This is a genomic window from Streptomyces sp. NBC_01485 (assembly GCF_036227125.1).
Lineage (GTDB): Bacteria > Actinomycetota > Actinomycetes > Streptomycetales > Streptomycetaceae > Streptomyces.
Genome location: NZ_CP109435.1, coordinates 4,712,581 through 4,732,520 on the forward strand (window position 1 = coordinate 4,712,581; position 19,940 = coordinate 4,732,520).

Here is a 19,940-nt window from a genome sequence, read left to right on the forward strand (position 1 = left end):
GCCCGTGCCTCATGTGTGCGGGCTCTCGCACGATCGTGCGGGCATATGCGCGAGAATGGCCCGGTGACCTCAGCGACTCGACAGCCCGAGACCCCGGCCGCCGCCCTCCCGCCCCGGCTGATCGCCACCGATCTCGACGGCACTCTGCTGCGCGACGACAAGTCGGTGTCCCCGCGCACGGTCGCCGCCCTCGCCGCCGCCGAGGAGGCGGGCATCGAGGTCTTCTTCGTCACCGGCCGCCCGGCCCGCTGGATGGACGTCGTCAGCGACCACGTCCACGGGCACGGCCTGGCGATCTGCGGCAACGGCGCCGCCGTGGTCGACCTGCACGGCGGCCCCGGCGCCCACCGGTTCGTGAAAGTGCGCGAGCTGGCACGGGAGAACGCGCTGGACTCCGTACGGCTGCTGCGCGACGCGGCACCCGGGACCATGTACGCCATCGAGCAGACGTACGGCTTCTACCAGGAGCCGGAGTATCCGAAGATGCACATGGAGATCCCCGACTCTCTCGCGCCGGCCGAGCAACTGCTCGCGCCGGACGCGCCCGGGGCTGGCGAGCCGGTGCTGAAGATCCTCGCCTTCCACCCCACGATCGACCCCGACGCCTTCCTCACCCTCGCCCGCCTGGCCATCGGCGACCGCGCCGACGTCACCCGCTCCAGCCCCAGCGCCCTGCTGGAGATCAGCGGCCCCGGCGTCTCCAAGGCCAGCACGCTCGCCCTGTGCTGCGCGGAACGCGGCATCTCGCACGAGGAGGTCGTCGCGTTCGGGGACATGCCGAACGACGTCGAGATGCTCACCTGGGCCGGCCGGTCCTACGCGATGGGCAACGCGCACCCGGACGTGCTCAAGGCGGCCTCCGGACAGACGGTCGCCAACAACGAGGACGGGGTCGCCGTCGTCATCGAGCGACTGATCTCCGAACGGGTGTGATCCCGGGACACTCTCCCCAGGAGTGGTCCGGCCCTATCCGACGGGCACCCCTCGTGCCGCCAGCCACGGCACCGGGTCCACCGCCGAGCCCGGCTCGGGCGTCACCCGCACCTCGAAGGGCAGATGCGGGCCGGTCGAGTTGCCGGACGTGCCCGACTGTCCGGATCCACTGCCCGGGGCCCACGCTGTCGCCCTGGTCGACGGTGACGGCGGCGAGATGGGCGTACTGCGTGAAGTAGCCGTCGGCGTGCGGCACCACGATCTCGATCCCGAACGCGCCCCCGCACGCCACCCGCACCACACGGCCCGCCCCGACTGCCCGCACCGGGGTGCCGATCGGCACCGCGAAGTCCTGACCGGTGTGCCGGTTCGCTCAGCGCGCACCGCCGCTGCCGAAGCCCGCGGACAGGCGGTACGTCTCGACCGGCGCAACCCCGTCACCATGCCGTTGCCAGCAGCTCCGCGGCCTCCTCCCGCTCGGCCATCCTGCGCAACGGCCCCTCCAGGGCGGTCAGTGCCTCGTACGGACCGCGCTGCACCACCCGGCCCTCGTCCAGGACGACCACCTCGTCGACCGCTTCGAGACCGGCCAGCCGGTGCGTGATGAGCAGGGTCGTACGGCCCTCGGTGGCGGTCAGCAGGTCTTCGGTGAGCGCGTCGGCGGTCGGCAGGTCCTGGTGCTCGGCGGGCTCGTCGAGCACCAGGACGGGGAAGTCGGCCAGCAGGGCCCTGGCCAGCGCGAGCCGCTGCCGCTGCCCGCCGGACAGCCGGGCCCCGTGCTCGCCGACGAGCGTGTCGAGCCCGTCGGGCAGACCGTCGGTCCACTCCAGCAGCCGGGCTCGCGCCAGCACGTCCCGCAGCTCCGCCTCGCTCGCCCCCTTTTTCGCGAGCAGCAGGTTCTCCCGGACCGAGCTGTCGAAGAGGTGCGCGTCCTGCGCGCACAGCCCCACGAGCCGCCGTACGTCGTCGCCATCCAAGGAGCAGGCGTCCACCCCGCCGAGCGTGTACGAGCCCGCGTCGGCGTCCAGGAACCGCAGCAGCACCTGCGCGAGCGTGGTCTTGCCGGACCCGGAGGGTCCCACGACGGCGATCCGGCGTCCCCGCGTCAGGGTGAGGTCGACTCCCGCGAGCGCGTCCCGGTCCTGCCCGGCGTGCCGGGCGGCCAGGCCCTTGACGACGAGCGGGAACGGCGACGCGGGCGCCTGGCGGGGCCGCTCCGGCTCACGCACCGGCTCGGGGGAGTCCAGCACCTCGTACACCCGCTCCGCGCTCCTGCGCACCCGCTGGCGGTACCGCACGGCCAGTGGCAGCCCCAGGACGGCTTCGAAGGCGGCCAGCGGGGTCAGCACGACCACCGCCATGGTCACGCCGCCCAGCCGCCCGTCGGCGACCGCCTGGGCGCCCACGAGGGCGGCGGCCGCGACGGTCAGCCCGGAGACGAGCGCGGTCAGTCCGTCGCCCAGCGCGGTGGCGGTCGCGGCACGCGAGGCGATCCGGGTGAGCACGGAGTCGGCCGCCCGCACGTCGCCGGTACGGGCGGGCAACGCGCCCGCGACGGTCAGTTCGGCGGTGCCGGTGAGCAGGTCGGCCGTGCGGGTGGCCAGCACCCCTCGGGCCGGGGCGAGCCGGCGCTCGGCCCGGCGCGCCACGGCACCGGTGACCAGCGGGACGCCCACCCCGGCGGTCAGCAGGCCCGCGGCGAGCACGGCCCCGGCCTCGGGCAGCAGCCACGCAGTGAAGGCGACGGACCCGGCCGAGACGGCGACGGCGGCACCGGCGGGCAGCAGCCAGCGCAGCCAGTAGTCCTGCAACGCGTCCACGTCGGCGACCAGCCGCGTCAGCAGGTCACCCCGCCGGGTCGAGCGCAGGCCCGCGGGTGCCAGCCGCTCCAGCCGCCGGTAGACGGCGACCCGGGTGTCGGCCAGCATCCGCAGCACGGCGTCGTGCGACACGACCCGCTCCGCGTACCGGAACACCGCCCGCCCGATGCCGAAGGCGCGGGTCGCCGTCACGGCCACCATCAGGTAGAGCACCGGCGGCTGTTGCGAGGCCCGCGAGATGAGCCATCCGGAGGTGGCCATGAGCCCCACGGCACTGCCGAGGGCGAGGCCGCCCAGCAGCAGTGCGAGCGCGAGCCGGCCACGCCGGGCACCGGCCATCGCACGGACCCGGGCGAGGACACTGCCGCCGGTCGCGGTGCTCTTCGTCTCGGGCTCCCCGACGACGGGGAGCACCGCCGCCTCTTCCAGCGGGGCGGGAGCGCCCTTGACCGCCGCTTCGGCGGGCCTGTGCGTGTCGGTCTCGGTGAGCCGCACTACGCGGTCCGCCACCGCCAGCAGCGCCGGCCTGTGCACGACCAGCAGGACCGTCCGCCCGGCCGCCAGTCGCCGTACGGCCGCCACGACCTCCGCCTCGGTCTCCCCGTCGAGCGCGGCCGTCGGCTCGTCCAGCAGCAGCACGGGCCGGTCCGCGAGGAACGCCCGGGCCAGCGCGAGCCGCTGCCGCTGCCCGGAGGACAGCCCGGTCCCGTCCTCGCCGAGCACCGTGCCGGCCCCGGCAGGCAGGGCGTCGACGAACTCCAGCGCCCCCGCGTCCGCCAGCGCCCTGCGCAGGGCCGCGTCGTCGGCGTCGGGACGCGCCAGCCGTACGTTCTCGGCGATCGTCCCGGCGTAGAGATGCGGGCGCTGCGGCACCCACGCGATCCGCGACCGCCACTGCTCCAGATCGGCCCCCGCGAGGTCGACTCCCCCGGCCAGCACCCGGCCCTCGGCCGGCCGCACGAACCCCAGCAGCGCGTTCAGCAGGGTGGACTTGCCCGTGCCGCTCGGTCCGACGAGCGCGACCGTCTCACCGGGGTCGACGGTGAGGGACACGTCCGAGACGGCGTCGGCGGAGCGGCCGGGGTAGCGGACGGTCACGCCCTCGAAGGCCACCCCGCCCTCGGTCACCGCGACCGTGCCCGACACGGGTGCCGGCGTCTCCAGTACCTCGAAGATCTCCTCGGCGGCCGCCAGCCCCTCGGCGGCCGCGTGGTACTGCGCCCCGACCTGCCGCAGCGGGAGATACGCCTCGGGCGCGAGCACGAGGATCACCAGGCCGATGTACAGGTCCATCTCGCCGTGCACGAGCCGCATGCCGATCGTCACGGCGACCAGGGCCACCGAGAGCGTCGACAGCAGCTCCAGCGCGAACGACGAGATGAACGCGATCCGCAGCGTCCGCATGGTCGCCTGCCGGTACTCACCGGTGATGCTCCGGATCGACTCGGCCTGCGCCTTGGCCCGCCCGAACACCTTCAACGTGGGCAGCCCCGCGACGACGTCCAGGAAGTGCCCGGACAGCCGGGACAGCAGCCGCCACTGACGGTCCATCCGCGACTGCGTCGCCCAGCCGATCAGCACCATGAAGACCGGGATCAGCGGCAGGGTGCCGACGATGATCGCGGCGGACACCCAGTCCTCGGTCACGATCCGCGCCAGCACCGCGACCGGCACGACCACCGCCAGCCCCAACTGCGGCAGATAGCGCGAAAAGTAGTCGTCGAGGGCGTCCACCCCCCGCGTGGCGAGAGCGACCAGCGAACCGGTGCGTTGCCCGCTGAGCCAGCCGGGTCCCAGCATGGCGGCCCGCTCCAGCAACCGCCCGCGCAGCTCCGACTTCACAGCGGCGCTCGCGCGGTGGGCGGCGAGCTCGGTGAGCCAGGAGACAAGGCTCCGGCCGATCGCGACGGCCACCAACAGCAGCAGGGGAGTGCGTAGTTCGGCGACCGCCATGCCGTGCTGGAAAGCGCCGACCACCACCTCGGCGATCAGCATCGCCTGCGCGATGACCAGCGCCGCTCCGACGGCACCCAGACCGACGACCGCCACCAGGAAGAAGCGGGTGGCTCGGGCGTACCGGAGCAGACGCGGGTCGATCGGTTTCACGTGAAACACCCTCTTCTCGAAGAGCCTGTTTCACGTGAAACAGGCTCTCTCCTCAAGGGGCATGTTTCACGTGAAACATGCCCCACCTCGGACTCAGTGCGCAGCCTCGGCGATGTGCTGCGTACCGATCCGCTTGCGGAACACCCAGTACGTCCAGCTCTGGTAGAGCACCACGATCGGTGCGGCGATCCCCGCACACCAGGTCATGATCTTCAGGGTGTACGGGCTCGACGAGGCGTTGGTCACCGTGAGGCTCCAGTCCGCGTTGAGCGTGGAGGGCATGACGTTCGGAAAGAGCGTGAGGAAGAGCATCGCCACGGCGGCCACGATGGTGACGCCGGAGAAGGCGAACGACCAGCCCTCACGCCCCGCCTGGTTCGCCACGAGCGCCGCGACCAGGGCGGCGACCGCCACGACCAGCGCGACCAGGCTCTTGGCGTCACCGCTGTCGACCTGCGTCCAGGACAGGAAGGCCAGCGCCAGAACGGCGGTCACGAGCCCCACCTTCAGCGCCAGCTTCCGCGCCCGCTCCCGGATCTCGCCGACGGTCTTGAGGGCCGTGAACACCGCGCCGTGGAAGGTGAACAGCGTCAGGGTCACCAGACCGCCGAGCAGTGCGTACGGGTGAAGGAGGTCCCAGGTGTTGCCCACGTACTCGAAGTCCCGGTCGATCTTGACGCCTCCCACGATGTTGCCGAAGGCGACGCCCCACAGGAACGCGGGGAGGAGCGAGGTCCAGAAGATCGCGGTCTCCCAGTTGCGCTGCCAGTTCTCCTCGGGCCGCTTCGCCCGGTACTCGAAGGCGACGCCCCGGACGATCAGGCAGACCAGGATGAGCAGCAGAGGCAGGTAGAACCCGGAGAAGAACGTGGCGTACCACTCGGGGAAGGCGGCGAAGGTCGCGCCGCCCGCGGTGAGCAGCCACACCTCGTTGCCGTCCCAGACGGGCCCGATGGTGTTGATGAGCACCCGCCGCTCGGGCCGGTCGCGGGCCAGCAGCTTGGTGAGGATGCCGACCCCGAAGTCGAAGCCCTCCAGGAAGAAGTAGCCGGTCCACAGGACGGCGATCAGGACGAACCAGACGTCGTGCAGTTCCATGACTGTGCAGCTCCCTCGGCCTAGTAGGAGAAGGCCATCGGCTTGTCGGCGTCACGGGAGTCGCCGCCGATCTTCGTGGGCGGGTTGAGGTCGGCTTCGGTGAGCTCGGGCGGGCCGGCCTTCACGTACTTCGCCAGCAGCTTGACCTCGACGACGGCGAGGACCGCGTACAGCGCGGTGAAGACGATCATCGAGGTGAGGATCTCGCCCTGGGAGACCCCGGGCGAGACCGCGTCGCGGGTCTGCAGAACGCCGTAGACGACCCAGGGCTGGCGGCCCATCTCGGTGAAGATCCAGCCCCAGGAGTTGGCGATCAGCGGGAAGCCCAGGGTCCAGATCGCCACCAGCCAGTAGAGCCGGGTGAGTTTGGGGTTGAGCGCCTTGTTCCTGAAGAGCACCACATGCGGCACCTCGTCCTCGCCGACCCTCAGATGCCGGGCCAGCAGGAACTTCTTGCGGGTGAGCCAGAGTCCGGCCAGGCCGATGGTGAAGGACGACATGCCGAAGCCGATCATCCAGCGGAAACCCCAGTACGCGACGGGGATGTTGGGCCGGTAGTCACCGGGCCCGAACTTCTCCTGCTCGGCCTTGTTCACGTCGTTGATGCCCGGGACGTACGAGTCGAAGTCGTCGTTCGCGAGGAAGGACAGCAGGCCCGGGATCTCGATGGCGACCTTGTTGTGCCCCCTGTCGACGTCGCCGTAGGCGAAGACCGAGAAGGGCGCGGGCGCCTCGCCGTCCCACAGCGCCTCGGCGGCGGCCATCTTCATCGGCTGCTGCTTGAACATGACCTTGCCGAGGACGTCACCGCTGACGGCGGTGAGCAGGCCGGCGATGACCACGGTGACCAGGCCCAGCCGCAGTGAGGTCTTCATCACCGGGATGTGCTTCTTGCGGTACAGGTGGAAGGCGGCGATACCGACCATGAAGGCGCCGCCGGTGAGGAAGGCCGCGGACATGGTGTGGAAGACCTGGCTGAGCGTGGTGTTCTGGGTCAGCACGGCCCAGATGTCGGTGAGCTCGGCCCGCCCTTTCGCCTTGTTGATCCGGTAGCCGACCGGGTGCTGCATCCACGAGTTGGCCGCGAGGATGAAGTACGCCGACAGGATCGTCCCGATCGAGACCATCCAGATGCAGGCCAGGTGGATCTTCTTCGGCAGCTTGTCCCAGCCGAAGATCCACAGACCGATGAAGGTGGACTCGAAGAAGAAGGCGATCAGGGCCTCGAAGGCGAGCGGGGCACCGAAGACGTCGCCGACGAAGCGCGAGTAGTCGGACCAGTTCATGCCGAACTGGAACTCCTGCACGATGCCGGTGACGACACCCATCGCGATGTTGATCAGGAAGAGCTTGCCCCAGAACTTCGTCGCCCTGAGGTACTTCTCGTTCTCCGTGCGCACCCAGGCGGTCTGCAGCCCGGCGGTGAGGGCCGCGAGGGAGATCGTCAGGGGGACGAAGAGGAAGTGGTAGACGGTGGTGATGCCGAACTGCCAGCGCGCCAGTGTCTCCGGCGCCAAAGCCAGGTCCACGTCGTCACTCCTTACCTCACAGGCTTGTGAATCACGCTTGTGAAAGCGTTCACATTCACAAGCTAGTATGACGCACCGATTTTCGACAAGCGAAGGGGGGTCCCGCTTACCCGCGGAAACCCCCCTGAACGCCACCGCCCGCAAGCCGTCGGCCCCAGTCGCAGCCCCAGCCAGCAGCCGCCGACCAGTCGAAAGACAGGCACTGCGGCTTTGGAACCCCGGCAGCCTCTGTAGCCCCTACAGCTCCTACAACTCCTACAACTCCTACAACTCCTACAACTCCTTACGGAACCCTTCCGCCACCTTCAGGAAGATGTCGTTCGCCTCGTTCTCACCGATCGTCACCCGCACACCCTCGCCCGGGAACGGCCGCACCACGACGCCGGCCTGCTCACACGCCGCCGCGAAGGCCACCGTGCGCTCGCCCAGCCGCAGCCACACGAAGTTGGCCTGCGTCTCGGGCACCGTCCAGCCCTGCCCGCGCAGCCCCTCGACCACGCGCAGGCGCTCGCACACCAGGGAGCCGACCCGGCCGAGCAGGGCGTCCTCGGCGCGCAGCGAGGCGACCGCGGCATCCTGCGCAAGCTGGCTCACGCCGAACGGCACCGCCGTCTTGCGCAGCGCCTCCGCCACCGGCTCGTGGGCGATCGCGAAGCCGACGCGCAGACCGGCGAGGCCGTACGCCTTGGAGAAGGTCCGCAGCACACACACGTTGGGCCGATTCCGGTACAGCTCCACGCCGTCCGGCACCTCGGGGTCGCGGATGAACTCCCGGTAGGCCTCGTCGAGCACCACCAGCACGTCACGCGGCACCCGGTCGAGGAACCGTTCCAGCTCGGCCCGCTTCACGACGGTGCCCGTGGGGTTGTTGGGGTTGCAGACGAAGATCAACCGGGTCCGGTCGGTGATCGCGTCGGCCATCGCGTCCAGGTCGTGCACGTCCCCCGGCGTCAGCGGCACCTGCACGGGCCGCGCGCCGCTGATCCGCGTGATGATCGGGTACGCCTCGAAGGACCGCCAGGCGTAGATCACCTCGTCGCCGGGGCCCGCGGTCGCCTGGACGAGCTGCTGGGCCACGCCGACCGAACCGGTGCCCGTGGCCACGTGCGAGGCAGGGACCCCGAAGCGCTCGGAGAGCTCGTTCACCAGCCCCGTGCAGGCCAGGTCCGGGTAGCGGTTGAAGGAGGCGGCCGCGGCCGTCACGCTCTCCATCACGCCCGGCAGCGGCGGATAGGGGTTCTCGTTGGAGGACAGCTTGTAGGCCACGGGACCACCGGACGCGGCCGGCCTGCCCGGCTTGTAGGTGGGGATCCCCTCCAGCTCGGCGCGCAGCTTGGGGCTCGTCTCGCTCACCGCAGTCCTCCTCATGACCACCACCGGCTTCAATACTGCTCACCTTATGAGGATTCGGCGCGGGTGCGTACAGGTGAGGGAGAGACCTCCGTACGAAACGGAGGGACCCGGGCAACTCGTCGGAGGGGACCTCCGGAACCCGTCGGAGGGACCTCCGCGACTTCTGAGGACGAAGGCGCACGAAGGCGTACTCACCAGGGGGCGCGCTGTGCATATATCTATGCGCCGGTGGCTCACGCCGTGGCGCGCATCCCTCGTACAGGTGAGTTGAGACCTCTTCGAGACATCGGCGCCTTGGCAGGCTCATCCGTGCCGACACGCCACATCTTGGCATGGGAGCAGTCAACTACCTTTGTTTCTAATGTACTTACCTCTATGCGACCTTGCAGAAACGTGCCTGTCAACGCGTGCATATGCGTCCGCCCTACCCCACCGAATGAGCCCTACTATCGGCTCGCCATGACAGCAGCAGGGAAGCACCAGGTGAGCCGCGCGGAAACCTCACGCCGAGGCAGCCGGCCGGGCCGGGCGGGCATCAGGGACGTGGCCGCCGCCGCCGGAGTCTCCATCACGACCGTCTCCGACGCCCTCAACGGCAAGGGCAGGCTCCCGGACGCCACCCGACGCCATGTCCGCGAGGTCGCCGACCGACTGGGCTACCGCCCCTCCGCGGCGGCCCGAACCCTCCGTACGGGCAAGTCAGGGCTCATCGGCCTGACCGTGACCACGTACGGGGATGAACCTTTCACCTTCACCGAGTTCGCGTATTTCGCGGAGATGGCGCGTGCCGCTACGTCGGCCGCGCTCGCCCGCGGTTACGCGCTCGTCATCCTCCCCGCGACCTCGCGCCACGACGTGTGGTCGAACGTCGCCCTGGACGGCACGGTCGTCATCGACCCCGCCGACGACGATCCGATGGTCAGCGAGCTGGTCCGGCAGGGGTTACCGGTCGTCTCCGACGGCCGCCCGGCCGGCCCGCTCCCGGTCACCGCGTGGGTGGACAACGACCACGAGGCCGCCGTCCTCGACATCCTCGACCACCTGGCCGACGCCGGCGCCCGCCGCATCGGCCTGCTCACGGGCACCACGACGGACACGTACACGCATCTGTCGACCAGCGCGTACCTGCGGTGGTGCGAGCGGGTCGGCCAGGACCCGGTCTACGAGGCCTATCCCGCGCACGACCCGTGCGCGGGCGCCATCGCCGCCGACCGGCTGCTGGCCCGTCCCGACCGCCCCGACGCCGTCTACGGCCTGTTCGACCCCAACGGCACCGACCTTCTCGCCGCCGCCCGCCGCTACGGGCTGCGCGTCCCGGAGGACCTGCTGATCGTCTGTTGCAGCGAGTCCATGGTGTACGCCAACACCGAGCCGCCCGTCACCACGCTCTCGCTGAAGCCGCGCCGCATCGGGACGGCGGTGGTCCAGCTCCTCATCGACGCGATCGAGGGCGTGGAGACGGACCGACCGGTCGAGCAGGTGATACCGACCGAACTGATCGTGCGGACGTCGTCCCAACGCCGCCCACCACGAACGACGGTCAGCCCACCCCGAGCCCCGGAAGAGAAGTAACCCATCCAGCCAGGAACCCTGCCGCCCTCTCCCTGCCCCACGCTTGTGGGGGTGGGAGAGGGCGGCTGAGGTTTGGGGGCGTTGGGTTTGGGGGGCGGTTGTCGGGGGCTGAGTGCGCTGAGGGGGCGGGGTGCAAGGCGGCGGGGTCTCTGGCCGGGAGCGGCGGGCAGGGGTACAGGGCTGAGACGGCCCCTTGGCATCGCGCCTGATCAGGCGCCGCCAAGCAAAACCGGCGGGTGGAATCCACGAGTCCGGCAGCGCGCGGGACGCCAGGTGTCAGACGGGGAAGCCTGTGGCGGGTTCACCGTGCGGCTCGGCACGAGCCCGTTCGCGTCAACGCAGGTTGGCGAGAGGCCCTTACGGGCGTTTCCGACGCCACCGGACGCATCTCGGGTGCCGCTGGCTTCCGGGATGCCACCTGGGAGACACCCGTGTTCCCTCGACCCGGCGGTACGGAACGCCGTAGGGCAGCTCTCCCCGCCGGGCCCCGGGACGTCCGATCGCCTCGAAGCAGCGCACGGAGCAGAGACCTCGGACGGCCCAGCCCAGGCCCGAACCTCGCTCACGGGCTGGCGGGCGGCGGCCACAGCCGGGGGAGAGCCCCACATCAGGCCGCCCGTCCACGACTCCGGCGAAACACCCCACCCTCAACCGCACCACCCGAAGCAAAGCCCCCTACGCGAATCACCACACTCCCCCGTCCCCTCCAGCCGAACCCGAACCAGTCCCCCACACAAACCGGCGGAGCCACCCATGGGCGTGACATGAGGGTGTGGGCACAGTGTGTGCCGGGTGAGTGTGCGCTGCCGAAGCCCTGCCCAATCGGGGCGAAAGCCGCGACGAACTGGAGCCTTGCTCCGATTCACCACCCCTGGGTCATCACACGGCACGATCCGCATTCCTATGATGGGCGCACGGCACCGCGGGCCGCTGCGACCAGGCAGCCCGAAGGGTGCAGATGCGGCGCGATGGTGGAGGGGTCTGATGACTCAGGGGGCCGGTCAGGGACCCGAGGTGGAGCGGACGGCGACGTTGCGCGACTTCCGGGTGCCCGCGTACGTCCACGAGACCGGTCCGTACGACCAGGGCACACCCCCCGGCAGCGCCGCGGAGCCGCCCGTCGAGGAGCCGCTGGAGCATCCGGACGGCTACACGCCCACCCAGCGCGACCTGCCCGTCATCAACCGCCGCGGCGACACCCTCCAGGTGGCCGTGGACCCGGCGGCCGTCCAGGCGGCCCCGGTGCCCGCGACCGGCCCGGGTCCGCTGTTCGTCGTCGGCGACGTACACGGCTACCTCGACGAACTGGTGGCCGCACTGCAGGAGAAGGACCTGATCGACGCCGCCGGCAACTGGTGCGCGGGCACCGCCCGGCTGTGGTTCCTCGGCGACTTCACCGACCGGGGCCCGGACGGCATCGGCGTCATCGACCTCGTCATGCGGCTGTCCGCCGAGGCCGCCGCCGCCGGCGGATACTGCAAGGCCCTGATGGGCAACCACGAACTGCTGCTGCTCGGCGCCAAGCGCTTCGGCGACACCCCCGTCAACTCCGGGGCGGGCACCGCCACCTTCCAGGCGGCCTGGCTGCTCAACGGCGGCCAGAAGTACGACATGGACCGTCTCCAGGACCACCACCTGCAGTGGATGGCCCGCCTCGACGCCGTCGAGGAGGTCGACGGCCACCTGCTCGTCCACTCCGACACCACCGCCTATCTCGACTACGGCGACTCGATCGAGGCGGTCAACGACACCGTCCGCGAGACGATCACGCGCAACGACGCGGACGAGGTGTGGGACCTGTTCCGCAAGTTCACCAAGCGCTTCTCCTTCCGGGACGAGGGGGGAGCCGACGCCGTCCGTTCCCTGCTCGATACGTACGGGGGCACCCGCATCGTTCACGGCCACAGCCCGATTCCCTACCTGCTGGGCGAGGTCGGCTCCGAGGACGGCGAGGACGAGGGCGGCCCGCACGTCGAAGGACCACATGTCTACGCCGACGGGCTGGCCATCGCGATGGACGGCGGCGTGACGATGGCCGGAAAACTGCTGGTCCAGCAACTGCCCCTAAATATCTGAGCGTTCCGGGGGCATGCGCACCCCACTATGGACACCTCGGCGACACCGCAGGCCAGGGGTCAATTTCAGCAAACCCCCTGTCACCCCATGCCGTCGCCGCTCTACCATCGGCTTATCCGTAGCAGGCTCCCCTCCGTTTCTGCCCGACGGCTCGTTGGCATGCGAGCCCCAAGCCCTACGGAGCATCGGGGGATGCACATGAACAGCGTTCCGCAGCACCTGCACAGCGAGGACCGCCAGGAGTACGAGCGGATCCTCGACGAGGCGCTGCGCTCCGCACCACGCCACCCGGAGCTGGCCGCTGTCGGACAGCGGCTCAACCCCGAACAACTGCGCACCATGGCGCTGAACGCCTCCGCACTCATCACGGTGGCCGCCGCGTCCGAGTACCAGCACTACGTGAAGGTCCGAGAGGAACTGCGCCACCCGGCGCCGTCCAACCCGTCGTCCACATCCGAGACCGGCCCCGCCGAGCCGGGCGCGGCCGCGATGGGACTCGCCACCACCGTGGGGGAGGCTGCCCAGGCCGCCGAGGCCGCCGGGGCGGGTGCCGTCGCCGCCGTCCTCACCCCCGTTCTCGCCGGGACCGCCGCGGTGATCTTCCTGCTCGTCGGCTACATCCTCAGGGTGCTCGACCCCGGGCAGGCGTTCGCCCGGACCATGCTCACCGCCGGCTGGGCGTTCGGGGCCGTGGCCGCGGCCGCGATCCTCGTCGCCACCGTCGCCCTGCTGCTCACCGCCCTGCGCAACCGTCCCTCCCTGGAGGACGAACCACACGGCGAACAGAGCGAGGAGGTCGCCCGAGCCAGGGAAGCCTGGCGGGAGGCACTTCTGGAACGCGGCATCCTGCCGTTCCTCCGGGAGGCGCTCGCCAACCCCGCCACGGCGACCGCCCTGCACACCGACCCGGCCCCACCGGCCCCCACCGGCCGCCTCCCGAAGATCGGCTACGACCGCCCGGGCTTCAGCAGCCCCGACGACGGCCGTTCGACAGGCCCACGCCCGAGCTTCAGCAGCCCGGACTACACCAGCCCGGACTTCGGCGGCCCGGAACACCGTCCGGAGTAGGCACTCGGCTTGCGCCCCCGCCGACCCCGACCGACCAACCGAGAGGAGCGCAAGCCGTACGCCTGGGCAGCCCTTGCACAACGCCCGCCCTGCACCTGCTGCCCAGGGCTGCTCAGGCACGTCGGTCAGTCAGCCAGCGGCAGGTACACCCGGTTCCCGCTCGCCGCGAACTCCTTCGATTTCTCCAGCATCCCCTCGGCGATCTCCTCCGCCGAGGCGCCGGCAGCCACCCCGCCGCCGAACCTCTCGTTGATGGTCTGGCTGATCTTCATCGAGCAGAACTTCGGCCCGCACATCGAGCAGAAGTGCGCTGTCTTCGCCGGCTCCGCCGGGAGGGTCTCGTCGTGGAACTCCCGTGCCGTGTCCGGGTCGAGGGCCAGGTTGAACTGATCCTCCCAGCGGAACTCGAAGCGGGCGTCGGACAGCGCGTCATCCCATTCCTGCGCACCGGGGTGCCCCTTGGCGAGGTCGGCTGCGTGGGCGGCGATCTTGTAGGTGATGACGCCGGTCTTGACGTCGTCACGGTTGGGCAGGCCCAGGTGTTCCTTGGGCGTGACATAGCAGAGCATGGCCGTGCCCCACCAGGCGATCATCGCGGCACCGATGCCGGAAGTGATGTGGTCGTACGCCGGCGCGACGTCCGTCGTCAGCGGGCCGAGCGTATAGAACGGAGCTTCATCACAGATCTCCTGCTGAAGGTCGATGTTCTCCTTGATCTTGTGCATCGGGACATGTCCCGGGCCCTCGATCATCGTCTGTACATGGAAACGCTTCGCGATCCGGTTGAGTTCCCCGAGCGTCCTCAACTCCGCGAACTGCGCCTCGTCGTTGGCGTCCGCGATGGACCCCGGCCGCAGCCCGTCGCCCAGCGAGTACGTGACGTCGTAGGCGGCGAGGATCTCGCAGAGTTCCTCGAAGTTCTCGTAGAGGAACGACTCCTTGTGGTGCGCGAGGCACCAGGCGGCCATGATCGAGCCGCCACGCGAGACGATGCCGGTCTTGCGGTTGGCCGTGAGCGGAACGTACGCGAGGCGGACACCGGCGTGGACCGTCATGTAGTCCACGCCCTGCTCGGCCTGCTCGATGACCGTGTCCTTGTAGATCTCCCAGGTGAGCTCCTCAGCGCGGCCGTCCACCTTCTCCAACGCCTGGTAGAGCGGAACCGTGCCGATGGGGACGGGGGAGTTGCGCAGCACCCACTCCCGGGTGGTGTGGATGTTGCGGCCGGTGGACAGGTCCATGACCGTGTCGGCGCCCCAGCGCGTCGCCCAGGTCATCTTCTCGACCTCCTCCTCGATGGAGGACGTCACCGCCGAGTTGCCGATGTTGGCGTTGACCTTCACCAGGAACCGTTTGCCGATGATCATCGGCTCGATCTCCGGGTGGTTGACGTTGACCGGCAACACCGCACGGCCCGCCGCGATCTCCTCACGCACCACCTCTGGAGAAACGTTCTCTCGGATGGCCACGAACTCCATCTCGGGCGTGATCTCCCCCCGGCGCGCATACGCGAGCTGGGTGACCGCCACGCCGTCCCTGCTGCGACGCGGCAGACGCGGCCGCCCCGGGAAGACCGCGTCCAGGTTGCGCAGACCACCGCGCGGCGAGGTGTGCTTGAGGCCGTCGTCCTCAGGACGGACAGGACGGCCCGCGTACTCCTCGGTGTCCCCGCGAGCGATGATCCAGTTCTCGCGCAGCGGCGACAGCCCCCTGCGGACGTCGGTGTCGACGAGTGGATCGGTGTACGGGCCTGAGGTGTCGTACAGCGTGACCGACTGCCCGTTGGTGAGGTGCACCTGACGAACTGGCACCCGTAGATCGGGGCGAGCGCCCTCGACATACCCCTTGTGCCAGCCGATGGACTTCCCAGCCTCCGAACCGCTCCCGTCGACCGCGTTTTCGCTGGTCGCGTTCTGCGTGAAGGCAGGCGTGCGTACGTCCTTGTTGGTCATGAGACCTACTCCCTACGCCGGCATTACCCGGTAACAGGTTCGGCGGTCGACGCAGCGGCTACCGCCTGCCGACGTTTCATGTGAAACATCACTCGATTCGAGAGACGTTCCACGTGAAACATCGCGAAGACGGAGGTCAGCGCCCTCTCAGCCCGGTGCTCCGAGCTCCCGCGTGTGCAAAGGTGCCTCCACGCTAGCGTCAATTCGGGCGCGGTGAACAGAGGGCCCCTGTCGTTCTTGCGATGATCGGTCGGTGACCACGACACACCAACCCCCGTACCCGCCCCCCGAGCCGCCCCGCCGGCCGGGCTCCGGAAACGGCCCCGGCAATGGCACCGGCCCCGGAGCGGGTTCCGGAGGCAGCCCTGGTGGCGGCTCCGGAGGGGGTTCCGGCGGCCACGGCGAGCCCGGAAACGGCCGCGATTTCAGCAGCGGTCACGATCACGGACGTGATCACGGCCAGAGCCCCGATCACAGGCCGGGATACGCCGGCGGACTGGGCGGGCTACGACGCCGTGGGGTGCCCAGCGGCCAGGGGCCGGGCCCTGGCGGAGACCCCGGACAAGGACGCGGAAACGGGACCGGGAACGGGTACCAACCCGGTCTCGGCCCCGGACAGGGACCTGGACCTGGACCTGGACCTGGACCTGGACACGGTGCTGGACCTGGACCTGGCGCCGAATACGGCCTTGACCGCGGCGAACACGGTCATGGACAACGCCCCGACGGTGGTCATCGTGGCGACTCTCGGAACGGCCCCCGCACCGGCCCTGGCAACCGCCCTCACGGCGAAGGCCACGAGCATGGCACCGGCGACGGGCATGGTCACGGTCCCGGCGCCGGGCACGGTCACGGAACGGGTTCCGGCGACGGTCACGGACCGGATTCCGGAAGTGGGAAAGGCCCCGGTTCCGATGGTGGGCACGGGCATTCGCACAGCCACAGTCATGGCCCGGCGGCCCCCGTCTCCCAGCACCTGCGCAAGGTCATCGCGGCCATCCTCATCCCGTTCGCCGCGGCTGTGGTGGTCGGGCTCGTGGTGCTGTGGCCCGACGGCGCACCGGCGCACGAGCGCACCGGCGTCGGCTTCGACCGGCAGACCCAGCAGGCCACGGTCACCAAGGTCGTGAGCGTGAGCTGTGCGTCGGTGAACGCCTCGAGCGAGACCCCGACGGGCGACACCTCCACGGCCGAGGGCTCCTCCGCGCAACAGCAGGCGAGCGGTACCTGCAAGAAGGCCACGATCCGCGTGGACACCGGCAAGGACAAGGGCCGGACGTTCACCGAGATCGTCCAGCCGGACCAGTCACGGCAGTTGGAACAGGGCGAGAAGGTCGTGGTCGCCTACGAGCCCTCCGCGCCGAAGGACCTGCAGTACTCGGTCACCGACGTGAACCGCCGTGTACCCATGACGGTGCTCGCCCTCATCTTCGCGGTCGCCGTCGTGGTCGTCGGGCGGCTTCGGGGCGTCATGGCGCTGGTCGCGCTGGCCATCAGCTTCCTGCTGCTGAACTTCTTCGTCCTCCCCGCGATCCTGCAGGGGTCGAACCCGTTGGTCGTGGCGGTGGTGGGGTCGAGCGCCATCATGCTGATCGCGCTCTATCTGTGTCACGGGCTCTCGGCCCGCACCTCCGTCGCGGTGCTCGGCACGCTCATCTCACTGCTGCTGATCGGCGTCCTCGGTTCGCTGTTCATCGACTGGGCCGCGCTGACCGGCAACACGGACGACAGCACCGGCCTGATCCACGGGCTGTACCCCTCGATCGACATGAGCGGTCTACTGCTCGCAGGCATCATCATCGGCTCGCTCGGTGTCCTCGACGACGTGACGGTCACCCAGACGTCGGCGGTCTGGGAGCTGCACGAGGCCAACCCGTCGATGGGCTGGCGCGGGCTGTACCGGGCGGGCATCCGCATCGGCCGCGACCACATCGCGTCCGTGGTGAACACACTCGTCCTCGCCTACGCCGGTGCCGCGCTGCCGCTGCTGCTGCTCTTCTCGATCGCGCAGAGCAGTGTGGGCACCGTCGCCAACAGTGAGTTGGTCGCCGAGGAGATCGTGCGCACGCTGGTGGGCTCGATCGGCCTGGTCGCCTCCGTGCCCGTCACGACGGCCCTGGCCGCCCTCGTGGTCGCCGCCGACCGACCGAGCCGCGGAACGGCCCCCGCGGTTGTCACGGAGACGACTCCGCCGTCCCCGGCAGGAACGACGGCCGCGGGTCCTGCCCAGGGCCGGGGCGGCCGGGGCAGGCGACGCAAGCGCTGAGGCGAGAGGCGCCCGAGAGCCGGAAGCACCGGCCGGCTCGGACGCCCGCCCCACTCTCCCCTCGGGGGAGGAGCTGAGAAGCACAGGACGCGCGAGACGCCCGAAACCTGAGGAGCCCGGAGAAGGCCCTGCCCGAGCGCCCGCACCACCCCAGAAGAAGCGTTCCTGCACAGCCCCACCCGTGACGACAGCGTTCCGTCACCCTGCGCTGCCGACACGTCAGCCCGCGCTCTGCTCCTCCGCCAGGATCCGGTCCAAGGCCTCGTCCAGATGCGCGTCGAAGTCGGCGAGCGCACCCTCCTGGCCCAGCGGGACCAGCTTGTCGGTGCGGTCGAGGAAGGCCACGAGCGGACCCGCCGAGGAGCGGAACAGAGCCTGGTCACCACCGACCTGAAGCCGGATCAGAACCTCTCCCAGCACATCGGGATCGACGGGCGAGACACGGACGTCCCCTTCGCCACATGCCCTGCCCACCCCGTCGATGAGCAGCTCGCGCCCGAAGGCCCAGGTCACCGGGGCGTCACCGGGCAGATGGAAGGTGAGCCGCACGGCATACGGATCGCACGACTCGTAGCCCAGCTCCACCGGGATGCGGAACGAGAGCTCCTCGGACACGAGGAAGCTCATCATGACCTCTGCCTGTACTGCCTGTACGGACTCGCGCATCGCCTTACCCCGTCACTTGCTGTCGACTGGCCGAGAATCAACCTTCTGACACTGGAGGCATCTTGCTGAACGTACACGGCAGATCACAAGGAGTGAGTTTTCAGATACTGATAGAGATCGCGAGCGAGCCCAGCAGCCGTCCGACCTCCTTCTGCAGTTGCCGGGCCGCCGGGAGCAGTCGGTCGGCGTGATGGGAGGGGAGGGAGATCGCCATCGTCGCCGCCGTGGTGCCCACGGTGATCGGGATCGCGGCGCACACCGTGCCCAGCGCGTACTCCTGCCGTTCGACGACCGGTTCCATGCGCCGCATCCGCTCCAGGCGCCGTAGCAGAGTGTGGTTGTCACGCACGGTGTACGGGGTGACCGACTGCGCCGGATAGCGGTCCAGGTGATCACGGCGGGCGTCCTCGTCCAGTTGGGAGAGCAGGCACTGGCCGATGGCGTGCGCGTGTCCGGTCTCGCGGAAGTCGGCCCATTCCTCCACCGCCGGGTTGCCCGGGGTGTCGGAGACGCACATGATCTCGATCTCGCCGTCGCGGTACTGGGCGTAGTACACGGGGACACCGATCGAATCGCGCCACTGGGCAAGGGTGTCGGCGACCGTGCTGCGACGTTTCTGCGCCGCCCCGCTGCTGCCGAGCCGCTCGGCCGCCTCGCCGAGGAAGAACAGCCCCTTGTCCCGTCGCAGATAGCCCTCGTGCACGAGGGTGCGCAGCAGGTGGTAGGCCGTGGGCAGCGCGAGGCCGGTCTCGCGGGCGAGTTGTTTGGCCGGAGCCCCGTACTCGTGCTCGGCGACGGATTCCAGCAGGCGCATCGCGCGCTGGACGGAGCCGATCAGGGTGGCCGCGGGGTGCGGATGCTCGGGGACGGCGGTGCCCGGCGGGCGTTGGAGCGGGGGTGCGGAGGAGCGCGACCGGGTAGGGGGTGCGTACGGCTGCGCGGATGCGGTGTCAACCATGGCCAAGGGGGTCACTCCCGAAGCGCGAGGGGGCGGTCCGTGCGGGGGAACACGGGAGGGGGGTGTACGCCGCTCGCGGGGTTCTTCCCCGCGTCGAATTCCGGACTTTAACCGTCCGCCACCGCTTGCAGACGGGCTGTCAGGGAAACTTCCCCCGGCCGAGGGAACCGGTGATTCCTGTTACAGATCACCGGCTTCCCGGACGGCTCACCAGTCGCTGCGCGACGACGAACTCGACATGAACTTCCGTACGACGTAGATCAGTCCGCCGACCAGCGCCACGAAGACCAGCAGCTTGAAGAGCAGGCCGATCACGAACCCGACGACGCTGGTTATCAGCCCGCCGAACACGACCAATGCGATGACCGGCACCGCGACCCACTTCACCCACCATGGCAGTCCCGTGAAGATCTCTCGCATCGCCCTTGCCCTCATCCTCTTCGGTCGAGGTCCGGCACCCCTGTCGGGCCGGAGCCTTTCGATGTCCTGCCGTCGATGCTAGGTCCGAAGAGGGTGCCGGCGGGGGCCTCGCACCCCTTGTCC

The 19,940-nt window shown here is 69.9% G+C and carries 13 protein-coding genes and 1 pseudogene; 5 read left to right on the plus strand and 9 right to left on the minus strand.

What is annotated here, in order from left to right; all coding sequences use genetic code 11:
• The first annotated feature begins 45 nt into the window (after positions 1–45).
• Positions 46–933 carry an HAD hydrolase family protein gene (locus OG352_RS21510; RefSeq protein ID WP_329219006.1) on the plus strand — a complete coding sequence of 296 codons (888 nt, stop codon included), beginning with the start codon at positions 46–48 and terminating at the stop codon, positions 931–933.
• Between the two features lie 33 nt (positions 934–966).
• Here the strand turns inward: OG352_RS21510 and OG352_RS21515 are convergent.
• The 5 genes and pseudogenes from OG352_RS21515 to hisC all read right to left on the minus strand — a co-directional run.
• Positions 967–1,366, minus strand: a pseudogene (locus OG352_RS21515) (M23 family metallopeptidase); the annotation flags it as partial.
• 4 nt (positions 1,367–1,370) lie between these two features.
• Positions 1,371–4,859: a thiol reductant ABC exporter subunit CydD gene (gene cydD, locus OG352_RS21520; RefSeq protein ID WP_329219007.1), complete on the minus strand. Its 3,489-nt coding sequence runs from the start codon at positions 4,857–4,859 to the stop codon at positions 1,371–1,373.
• Positions 4,860–4,952: 93 nt separating this feature from the next.
• Entirely contained in the window at positions 4,953–5,957 is a 1,005-nt protein-coding gene (cydB, locus tag OG352_RS21525; protein WP_329219008.1) for a cytochrome d ubiquinol oxidase subunit II, read from the minus strand.
• Positions 5,958–5,977: 20 nt separating this feature from the next.
• Positions 5,978–7,486, minus strand: coding sequence for a cytochrome ubiquinol oxidase subunit I (locus OG352_RS21530; protein ID WP_329219009.1), 1,509 nt, complete (start codon positions 7,484–7,486; stop codon positions 5,978–5,980).
• 273 nt (positions 7,487–7,759) lie between these two features.
• Positions 7,760–8,839 carry a histidinol-phosphate transaminase gene (hisC, locus tag OG352_RS21535; protein WP_329219010.1) on the minus strand — a complete coding sequence of 360 codons (1,080 nt, stop codon included), beginning with the start codon at positions 8,837–8,839 and terminating at the stop codon, positions 7,760–7,762.
• Between the two features lie 459 nt (positions 8,840–9,298).
• Here hisC and OG352_RS21540 point away from each other — a divergent pair, with 459 nt between their 5' ends.
• From OG352_RS21540 to OG352_RS21550, 3 genes are all read left to right on the plus strand, one after another.
• The gene (locus tag OG352_RS21540) at positions 9,299–10,411 is read left to right on the plus strand and encodes a LacI family DNA-binding transcriptional regulator (RefSeq protein WP_329219012.1); all 1,113 of its coding nucleotides are present in this window, start codon (positions 9,299–9,301) and stop codon (positions 10,409–10,411) included.
• Between the two features lie 984 nt (positions 10,412–11,395).
• Positions 11,396–12,487, plus strand: coding sequence for a metallophosphoesterase (locus tag OG352_RS21545; protein WP_329219014.1), 1,092 nt, complete (start codon positions 11,396–11,398; stop codon positions 12,485–12,487).
• Between the two features lie 192 nt (positions 12,488–12,679).
• Positions 12,680–13,555 (plus strand): hypothetical protein, encoded by an 876-nt coding sequence (locus OG352_RS21550; protein ID WP_329219015.1) that lies wholly within the window; start codon positions 12,680–12,682, stop codon positions 13,553–13,555.
• A gap of 125 nt (positions 13,556–13,680) precedes the next feature.
• Here OG352_RS21550 and thiC read toward each other — a convergent pair whose 3' ends face one another.
• Entirely contained in the window at positions 13,681–15,507 is a 1,827-nt protein-coding gene (gene thiC, locus OG352_RS21555; RefSeq protein WP_329219017.1) for a phosphomethylpyrimidine synthase ThiC, read from the minus strand.
• 496 nt (positions 15,508–16,003) lie between these two features.
• Between thiC and OG352_RS21560 the strand changes: the two genes are divergently transcribed.
• A complete protein-coding gene (locus OG352_RS21560) occupies positions 16,004–17,773 on the plus strand; it encodes a YibE/F family protein (protein WP_329223911.1) in 1,770 nt (589 codons plus the stop codon).
• A gap of 219 nt (positions 17,774–17,992) precedes the next feature.
• Here OG352_RS21560 and OG352_RS21565 read toward each other — a convergent pair whose 3' ends face one another.
• The 3 genes from OG352_RS21565 to OG352_RS21575 all read right to left on the minus strand — a co-directional run bounded on the left by OG352_RS21565 (position 17,993) and on the right by OG352_RS21575 (position 19,817).
• The gene (locus OG352_RS21565) at positions 17,993–18,439 is read right to left on the minus strand and encodes an SsgA family sporulation/cell division regulator (protein ID WP_329219018.1); all 447 of its coding nucleotides are present in this window, start codon (positions 18,437–18,439) and stop codon (positions 17,993–17,995) included.
• Between the two features lie 100 nt (positions 18,440–18,539).
• Positions 18,540–19,397: an IclR family transcriptional regulator gene (locus OG352_RS21570; protein ID WP_443072310.1), complete on the minus strand. Its 858-nt coding sequence runs from the start codon at positions 19,395–19,397 to the stop codon at positions 18,540–18,542.
• 207 nt (positions 19,398–19,604) lie between these two features.
• Entirely contained in the window at positions 19,605–19,817 is a 213-nt protein-coding gene (locus tag OG352_RS21575) for a DUF5326 family protein (protein WP_329219020.1), read from the minus strand.
• Positions 19,818–19,940 lie beyond the last annotated feature (123 nt).

What these genes read in the sequence shown, in the direction of transcription:
- cydB (WP_329219008.1), bottom strand. Translation starts at nt 5,957, where the DNA reads ATGGAACTGCACGACGTCTGGTTCGTCCTGATCGCCGTCCTGTGGACC.
- thiC (WP_329219017.1), bottom strand. Translation starts at nt 15,507, where the DNA reads ATGACCAACAAGGACGTACGCACGCCTGCCTTCACGCAGAACGCGACC.
- OG352_RS21510 (WP_329219006.1), top strand. Translation starts at nt 46, where the DNA reads ATGCGCGAGAATGGCCCGGTGACCTCAGCGACTCGACAGCCCGAGACC.
- OG352_RS21540 (WP_329219012.1), top strand. Translation starts at nt 9,299, where the DNA reads ATGACAGCAGCAGGGAAGCACCAGGTGAGCCGCGCGGAAACCTCACGC.
- OG352_RS21545 (WP_329219014.1), top strand. Translation starts at nt 11,396, where the DNA reads ATGACTCAGGGGGCCGGTCAGGGACCCGAGGTGGAGCGGACGGCGACG.
- OG352_RS21570 (WP_443072310.1), bottom strand. Translation starts at nt 19,397, where the DNA reads ATGGTTGACACCGCATCCGCGCAGCCGTACGCACCCCCTACCCGGTCG.
- OG352_RS21575 (WP_329219020.1), bottom strand. Translation starts at nt 19,817, where the DNA reads ATGCGAGAGATCTTCACGGGACTGCCATGGTGGGTGAAGTGGGTCGCG.
- OG352_RS21550 (WP_329219015.1), top strand. Translation starts at nt 12,680, where the DNA reads ATGCACATGAACAGCGTTCCGCAGCACCTGCACAGCGAGGACCGCCAG.
- OG352_RS21565 (WP_329219018.1), bottom strand. Translation starts at nt 18,439, where the DNA reads ATGCGCGAGTCCGTACAGGCAGTACAGGCAGAGGTCATGATGAGCTTC.